The 9,126-nt window shown below is 61.7% G+C and carries 1 protein-coding gene; it reads left to right on the top strand.

What is annotated here, in order from left to right; genetic code table 11:
- Window positions 1-4 precede the first annotated feature (4 nt).
- A complete protein-coding gene (locus HF682_RS01220) occupies window positions 5-9,121 on the top strand; it encodes a non-ribosomal peptide synthetase (protein ID WP_168875438.1) in 9,117 nt (3,038 codons plus the stop codon).
- Window positions 9,122-9,126: the final 5 nt, after the last annotated feature.

Raw genomic sequence — 9,126 nt, 5'->3', positions numbered from 1 at the left:
GGCCATGACTGCCATCAATCAGCCGCAAAGCGTACGGCAAGGCTTGCTGTTGCCTGCTTGGCAGCAGCAGTTGGCACAGCACCTGCATTTACCCGCTGTCGAAGACGGCCAGGTCCGGCTGGACCGGCAACAGCTGGACACACTGAGCAGTCAGCTGGCAGCAGGGCTACAGCGGCGTGGCATCCAGCCAGGGCAGACCGTGGCGGTCTGCTTGCCGCGCAGCTGGAAGCTGGCCGTGGCCTTTCTCGGGCTGCTGAAAGCGGGATCCGTAGTGTTGCCCCTGGATCGGCAGAGCCCCGCTGAGCGCATCGGCTACATGCTGGAGGATGCCTCATGTTCCTTTGCGGTGCTTGATGAATCGTGCCCTTCCGCCCTCATGCCCGCGCAGGTACAGCAAGGATGGTTTGATGGGCTGCTGGATACGCCCGCGTCGGCATGGACACCTTGTAACACCGCTGCAGATCACGCCTTCATCATCTATACCTCGGGTTCCACCGGCAAACCAAAGGGCGTGCGAATCCCTGAGGCGGGCATCATGCGTCTGGCTCAGCCAGGTTATATTCAGCAGGACGCTGGGCAGCGCTATGGTTGTGCGTCCAATCCGGCGTTTGATGCCATCAACTTTGAGGTTTGGGTACCCCTGCTGACAGGGGGCTGCATGGTCATTCTGCAGGATGAGTGCTTGCAAAAGCCGGAGCAGTTGACGGCGGTGTTGTCGCAGCTTGGCATTCATACCCTGTTCCTGACCGTGTCGCTGTTCAATGCCATTGCCGACCAGCAGATGACGTGCTTCTCCAGTCTGACTCAGCTCCTGGTTGGCGGGGAGGCACTGAATGCAGACCTGATTCGACGCTGGTATCAGCATAACCCGGCGAGCCCGACCCGGATATTCAATGTCTATGGCCCGACAGAGTGTTCAACATTTGCACTCTGCTGGCCCATCCCGCGGGATTTGTCTGTTTCTCAGGTTCCCATTGGCTGGCCGATCGCCGAGACCGGCCTTGCGGTTCTGAATGCGGCGGGCGAGCCGGTGGCTGCTGGTGAAACCGGCGAGCTTTGTCTTTCCGGAGCGGGGCTGACGCCGGGCTACCTGCATCTGGAAGAGGCCAACCGGACCGCGTTTATCCTGCTGCCGGAAGGCGATGGGCAGCAGATTCGCTTCTATCGCACGGGGGATCTGGTGCGGGTGGGCCCTGACGGCGCGATTGACTATATCGGCCGCAAGGACAGGCAGGTCAAGGTGCGAGGGTTCCGCATCGAGCCCAGCGAGGTCGAGCAGCAGATCGCACGGCATCCGCAAGTTCGTCAGGTCTATGTCTGCACCCGTCAAGCTGTTGCGCACGGCCCGCATGAATTGCTGGCGTATATCCAGCCGGGTGACGAACTGGAGCTGCCGGGGCTGCTGCAACACATGGCGGAGCATCTGCCGCCCTATATGCAGCCGCACTGGCTGTTCAAGGTCAGCCACTTTCCGCTGAATGCAAACGGCAAGGTGGATCGTCAGCGCTTGCTGGCCGAGCATGACACACCCTGGCGTATGCAGCGGGATACGGTGGCGTTGTCTGACCACGAGACCGCTTTTCTGGCTTTGGCGCAGACGGTGCTGGATTGTGGTCCGCTGGGACGGGAGGACTATTGGCTGGCCAACGGTGGGGATTCGCTCAAGGCTTTGCGGTTACGTTTTGAGTGTCGTCGACGCTGGCACAAGGACCTCGCACCGGAAGCCCTCTTCAAGCAACCCTTGGGTGCGCTGGCGGCTTTGCTGTTGCAAGCGGCCGATACCGACTACCCACCGTTACCGGCTGTCTCTGAATCCGATGCGGTTGCGGCCAGTGCCGAGCAGCAGCGCCTGTGGTGGGTGCAGCAGCATGGCAGGCAGCAAAGTGCTTATGGCGTGCTGTTTGCCTGGCAATTGAGTACCGCACCCGACTGGGCCGTACTGGCCGCTGCCTTGCGGCAGCTGGTGGTGGATTACCCGGCACTGCGTACCGCCTTGGTCAGTCAGGGCGCCAGCTTGCTGCAACAGCCAGGCCCGGTCTACGACCCCTGCCACTTTGGCGCTGAGGGGCCTGCTACCCGCAGCAAAAACTGGCAGACCCTGGCCGCACATCTGCTGCGGCAACCTTTCGATCTCAGCCAGCCAGGCCTGTTCCACGCCTATGCTTGTCATGATGCCAATCCTGGGCAGTTTGTCCTGCTACTGCACATGCACCATGTTGCCGTGGATGGCTGGTCGATGAACCTGCTGTTTGCCGCGCTGAGTGAGCGCTATCAAGCCTTGCTGAGCGGACAAGCCCCGGTGGTCACTGCGGCACCGGATACGCGGCAATGGGCGCGATGGCAGGCACAATGGCGCCAGCACCCCCGCTACCAGCAGCAGTTGCACACCTTGCTGTCCTGCTATCAGCGGGCGGAGGACATCGAACGGCTTGTGCTGCCGGAATCAACCCAAGCCGAGAATGGCGCGATGCTGGTACAGCATTGGGGGCTGGACAAGCGCAACCTGCTGGATCATTACGCCAGCCGCCAGCAGTTGACCCGGTTTCAGGTCCTGCTGCCACTGTTTGCGGTGACGGTTTATGCCGTCACCGGCCTGCTGCGGCTGCGCATTGCCACACCCGTGGCCAATCGGGTGATCCCGGAGTTTGAGCATAGTGTTGGCATGCTGGCCAATACCCTGCTGTTGCCGCTGCAACTGGATGCCGTAACCGGGCTGTCGTCCCAGCTGCCACAGCTGGCAGCGGAAGTAGGGCGCTTGCTGGGGTGCCAGGAAGTCCTGCTGGACGATGTGCTGACCGCAGCCCCCGCCCTGTTTCCCGCAGGGCAAAGCCTGTTTGACTTCATGTTTGTGCTGGAAAACACACGCTACGACCAGTTCCAGCTGGCAGACATCCGTGCCCGCCTGCAGTGGGTGAAACCGGCACAGGCCAAGTGTCCGTTGTTGTTGAGTGTGGTTGAACAGGAAAACGGTTTTGACTGTGTGTGGGAATATGCGGCGGATGTGTTTTCCCCCGAGCACATCCAGCAGTTTGCCCACGTTTTTTCTCAGTTGCTTGACCGCCTGCCGCTGCTGGAGCAGGAGGATCCGCCCCTGCATGCACTGGCACAACAGAATCGGGCTTTGCCAGCGATGATGGGGCAAGGCGTGACCGTGCCTTTGCTGTATGACCGCGTTTGTGATGCCTTTCATGACCAGGTGCTGCGGACACCCCAGGCGGTGGCGCTGCAATCGGCGGGCCGGCTATGGACTTACCAGCAGCTGGATCAGCTGGCGGATGCGCTGGCGGTGCAGATTCAGGCGCAAGGTACCTTGCCGCAGGATGAAACGGCAGAGGCTCATGTGGCCCTGTACCTGGATGCATCGCCTGAGCATATTGTCAGCATTCTGGCACTGGCCCGGCTGAACCTCACCATTGTGCCGCTGGACCCTTCTTATCCGCCTGCACTGCTGCAGCATGTGCTGCAGCAAGTGTCACCTCTTATGGTGTTGACCCAGGCGCAACAACGGGGCGCGGTCAGTCGTTTGCTGGCCGGTCAGCAGGTCCCGGTGCTGGATGTCACGCTGCATGCCTCATCGGCATCGCCACAGCGACGCGCGGGACAACGTCCCTTGTATACCCTGTTTACCTCGGGTTCGACGGGCACGCCCAAAGGGGTACAGGTCAGCGACCGCATCCTGTGCAACCTGATGCAATGGCAGTCTGCTGCGGGGGGCTTGAAACCGGCTGCACGTACCCTGCAGTACGCCATGTTGTCCTTCGATGTGTCGTTCCAGGAGATTCTCTCCACCCTGTGCAGTGGGGGTTGCCTGCACCTGATGTGGGCGGGCGGGCGGCAGGATGCACCTGCCATACTGGACTACATGCAGCAACACGCGATTGAACGGTTGTTTCTGCCGTATGTTGCCTTGCAGATGCTGGCAGAGCATGGTGTTCGCTTGCAGCAGTTTCCGTCTGCCCTCAAGGAGGTGGTCACGGCGGGTGAGCAGCTGCTGTCCACGGAAGCGATTCGGGCCTGGTTTGCCGGCATGGCGGGCAGTCGCCTGTTCAACCACTATGGGCCGACCGAAACCCATGTGATCAGTAGCCTGTGCCTGCAAGGCGACCCTGTAAGCTGGCCGGAGCAGCCGGCCATCGGCTTTGCCGTGGACAACATGGGCTTGCGGGTGGTCGATGATCAGGATATTCCGGTTATGCCCGGGGTGGTAGGGCATTTGCAGCTGGGTGGGGCATTCATTGCACCATGCTACCTGGCCGATGCCACGCGCAATGCGGCGCATTTCCTGCAGGAAGCCTCCGGGCACTACTGGTATCGCAGCGGAGATCTGGCCTGCTTTGATCGGGATGGCCGCTTGCACTACCTGGGGCGGGATGACCAGCAGGTCAAGCTGAGCGGGCAGCGCCTTGAACTTGGGCAGGTTGAGGTGGCCCTGATGCAATGTGCGGAGGTTCAGCAAGCTCTGGTGGTGATGGATCCGCAACAGAAGAGGCTGGTGGCTTGCCTGTGTTGCCATGGCAGCATGCCCGACCGCGAGCAGCTGGAACAGCATCTGGCCAATAGCCTGCCTGCTCATGTGCGTGTGGCGGAATATCGCGTGCTGGCATCCCTGCCGCGTACGGCCAGTGGCAAGCTGGACCGCCGCCAGGCGCTGGCGGTGCCATACACCGCCTTACCGGGTGCGACACTGGCCACCGTGGCGATGCCATCAGAACCGATGTCCTCACTGGAGCTGCAACTGGCCGGCTGGTTTGAAGCCGCAGTGGGGCAGCCGATTGCAGTCGAGCAGCGTTTCTTCGACGCGGGGGCCAACAGTCTGGGTCTGATGCGCTTTCATTTGCGCTGTTGTGATGGCCTTGGGCGTGATTTTCCTGTTTCCACCCTGTTTGAGCATGTGACCATACGCAGTCTGGCGCGCTTCCTGCAGCCAGCGGCAGCGCACAGCCAGGTCGCTGGAGCACCTGAGGCGGGGGCAACAGCGGTTACATCCGCTCCTGAAGGGAGTGAGGACCGTATTGCCATCATCGGTATGGCGGTTCGCATGCCCGGTGCCAATGATCTGGCCTCGTTCTGGAACATGATGGTTGAGGGGCGTAGTGGCATCAGCTACTTTCCGGTTGAGGAAGGGCGGGTCGGTGCGCGAAGTCAGATGCAGGGTATTCTGGATTTTGACCCCGGCTGGTTTGGCATCAGCCGGCAGGAAGCCAGCCAGATGGACCCGCAGCAAAGGCATTTGCTGATGTGCTGCGTGCAGGCACTCAGTCACGCCGGCATTCGTGATCCACAGGCGATGCGCATCGGGCTGGTGGCCAGTTGCGGGGAAAATACCTACTACCAGTCGCAGTTGCTGGAGGGGGATCCCGCCAGCCGCCCGGACAGTTTCCAGATGGCGCTGCACCATGACAAGGATTTCCTGGCGACCAAAGTGGCCTACCATCTGGGCCTGACCGGGCCGGTATTTACGGTGCAGTCCGCCTGCTCCAGCTCCCTGGTGGGCACCCATGTGGCCAGTGCTTTCCTGCGGCAAGGGGAAAGCGAAGTCATGCTGGTCGGTGGTTCATTGGTCGATACCCTGCTGACCGAGGGCTATACCTATCGACCGCAGCATATTTTCTCCAAGGATGGCCATTGCCGCCCGTTCAGCGATGATGCCACCGGCACGATTGCGGGCAGTGGTGTCGCGGTCGTGGTATTGAAGCCGTTGCGTTTTGCCATCGAAGACGGTGATACGGTCTACGGGGTGCTGGCAGGCAGTGCCATCAACAATGACGGGCGTGACAAGCTGGGCTATGCGGCACCGTCGGTCAATGGCCAGCGGGATGTGATACGGGAATCCTTGTGGCGCAGCGGGCTGGCACCGGAGCAGGTGTCCTATGTCGAGGCTCATGGCACCGGTACTCAGCTAGGCGACCCGGTTGAAGTTGCTGCGTTGCGCCAGGCATATGATGTTGCGCCAGGTCACCATTGCGCCCTCAGCGCCGTCAAGAGCCAGATCGGGCACCTGGGTGCTGCAGCAGGGGTAGCAGGGCTGATCCGTGTCACGTTGTCGGTCTATCACGGCTTGATTCCGCCGACCATTGACTTTCACCAGTTGAACCCCAAGCTGGCGGGACAGCTTGAGCCATTCCATATTCCGCGCGTCGCTGAACGCTGGCCTGAAGGCAAGCCGCGTATCGCGGGCATCAGCAGCTTTGGCATTGGTGGCAGCAATGCCCATGCGCTGGTGATGCAGGGACCGGACGTGGTGCTGCAGGGCAGTGCAATTCACTGCCTCATGTTGTCCTCTCGCAGCGAGGCGGCATTACGGCAGGATGTGACTGCACTGGCAGACTATCTGACCGCGAATCCGCATCAGTATAGCGTGGTGCTGCGCCACCTGCAGGCAGGCCGCCCGACGCACGCCTGGCGGGTAGCCGCTCAATGTGCGGATGCAGCATCGGCCGTGGCCTGGCTGCGGCAGGTTTCACCGCAGCAGGTCCAGGCAAGCGGCGGAGTACGTTACTCGGCAGGACAGTCGGCCAGCGAACTAGCCGCGTTCTGGCTGTCCGGCGGTGAGATCAAGTGGCCAGATGGACCTGCCGCCCCGCCTTGGGATATGCCGGTTCCCTCCTTCCAGCTGGAGCGCTTCAGTTTTGAACGCAAGCCGGCCAGCATAGCGGGTCCGATGGATGCTGCGGGCAAATTGCCCTCATCCGAGTGGTTGCATCAAATGCAGTGGATACGGCGGCAGCCACTCTCTGCATGTCTGGCCCGGCCATCCAGCCACACGCTGCTCTGGATGTGTGCCGAGCCCTTGTCTGAGGCGGAGTATCAGCATCTCGCCCGCTTGTATGCCAGGGTGGTGGTGGCTGTGGCCCATGCTTCACAGACCCTGCCGGGCGGTGTGGCCGGCTACGATCCCGCTGACCCCGCCAGTGTGGACCGGTTGCTGCAGCACGTCGCACAAGGTAGCACCGCAGTTGAAGCGGTCTATGCCTTGCCACTGGCGCTACGTGATGCCATGGACGTACAGCAGGCCGAAGCGTGCTGCCTGGATTGGCCCGCCTTGTTCCTGCAGCGGTGGTTCAGCAGGGCTGAACCACCCGCCCTGTCGGTGTATTGGCTATCGGTCGAAGCGCAAGCCGTCATGTTGCCGACGCAGCACCCTGCACAGGCTTTGCTGGCCGGGATACATGAGGTCGGGCCGCAGGAGCTGCCTCTGCGTAGCTGCTGGATTGATCTGGACCGCCATAATGTGGCACGAGCCAGCAACATTGTGCCCGCCATGATGCCGGAGGCAGAGGGTCGGCTGGCGGTGCGCTACGGCTATCTGTGGCAGCCGGTACTTCAACCGGTGCCGACGCCGGTGACACCTGCACCAGCACTCGACTTGCCGTCAGGTGGTTGTCACGTCATCCTGGGGGGGAGCGGGGGCATCGGCAGTACACTGGCCGCCACCTTGCTGCAGGATGAACAGGCTCAGCTGATCCTGTTGTCCCGATCCGGCGAGCTACCGCAACGTTTGCAGCCCTGGCAGACACGTTGCCATGTGATCCAGGCCGACCTGTCCTCCGCCATGTTCAGTGTGGACCAGGTCTTGCAGGCCATTGCGAAGCAGACCGATCAGGTGAGTAGCGTCATTCACGCTGTGGGGGCCGCTGCGGGGGGGCTGATCATGCAGCGTGACGCACGGTCCATGCGGGAGGGACGTGCGGCCAAACTCAACGGTGCATTGTTGGCTGAACGTCTGATTCAGCACTATCAACCACGGTTGGCGCTGTACTGTTCGTCCATGTCGGCCTGGTTTGGTGGCGTGGGGCAAATGGACTATGCGGCAACCAATAGCGTACTGGATGCGTTGGCCAACCAGAGTGATCCGCTGAATCCGGTAACCCGGCGCATCAGCATCAACTGGGACATCTGGAAGGATGTCGGCATGGCCAGTACGGCGCTGAGCCAGGACCGGGTGCATCAGGCACATCTGGCCATGGGCCTGACAGCCACAGAGGGCGAGCAGGTGTTTCGTGCCGCGCTGGCAGCCCGGCAACCCCAGATTCTGGTGTCGACTACTCCGTTGCATCAGGCCGCTCAGTTTTATCGTGCGCCGGTTACTCCGGCACAGCAAAGTGGTGCTGCTGATCTGGCGCAAATCAAGGCGCATTTGCAGGATTGCCTGTGCCGCTGGCTTGGGCTGTCTGAGATTGCGGATGACGCAAACTGGTACGATTCAGGTGCCGACTCACTCACCTTGCTGGATGTGCTAGCCGAGCTTGAGCAGCAGTACGGCATTGTTCTTTCCTTGTCCCAGCTCAGCCACAAGGTCAGCCTGCAGGAGTGCCTGACAAAAGTGGCAGCGCTCATGCAGGATGGAAATCCCGCATCGTCTGTCAGCATTGATGTCTGGCAGCGCGGTAGCGGTCACAACCTGTTGTGTCTGGTGCACCCGGTGGGGGGGGATATTCAAGCGTACCGTCCCCTGGTCAGCCGCTTGGGCGCGGATCAGACGATTTGCCTGATTGCCGATCCTGCCTTGTCGCAGAATGTGGCTCAGACCTGCTCCATTGCTGAGCGGGCTCATGACTATCTGGCCGCGCTGGAGCAGCACTTTCCGCCGTCGCAATGGCAATGGCAGCTGGCGGGGTGGTCCTTCGGCGCCTGGGTGGTGAGCGAGATGGCATCACAACTGGAACAGCGGCACGCGCCAGCGTCTCACGTCTTGCTGCTGGACCCGCCTGCACCGGGCAGTGGCCGCCTGTTTGCGAACTACAGCCAAGCAGAGATTGAAGCCGTATTTCGGCAGGAGCTGGCGGGAGCCCAGCCGCGTGAGGCGGGGGAGCATGCACACTATGTTTCCCGCCTGACGGCAACCTGCCAGCGTAATCTGGCCAGCATGGTGGATTACGCGTTCCCGACGCTGTCACGCACACCGGTCAGCCTGATGGTCGCCAGTCAGGCCGAGGAGGGCTTGGGCGGCTTGTCCGCACCGACAGCACAAGACCGGCAGGCCTGGACGCGACACCTGCCGCGGCTGGTGCACTGGCAGGTGCTGGCGACCACTCACTATGGTCTGATGCGTCAACCGATGGTGGAGCAGGTGGCGCATCACCTGCTGTCCTTGCATGAGCATGGGGTGCACGCATGCTGATCGGG

The organism is Leeia aquatica (assembly GCF_012641365.1).
GTDB lineage: Bacteria > Pseudomonadota > Gammaproteobacteria > Burkholderiales > Leeiaceae > Leeia > Leeia aquatica.
This window is presented reverse-complemented; position numbering and strand designations above follow the sequence as displayed.

What these genes read in the sequence shown, in the direction of transcription:
- HF682_RS01220 (WP_168875438.1), top strand. Translation starts at nt 5, where the DNA reads ATGACTGCCATCAATCAGCCGCAAAGCGTACGGCAAGGCTTGCTGTTG.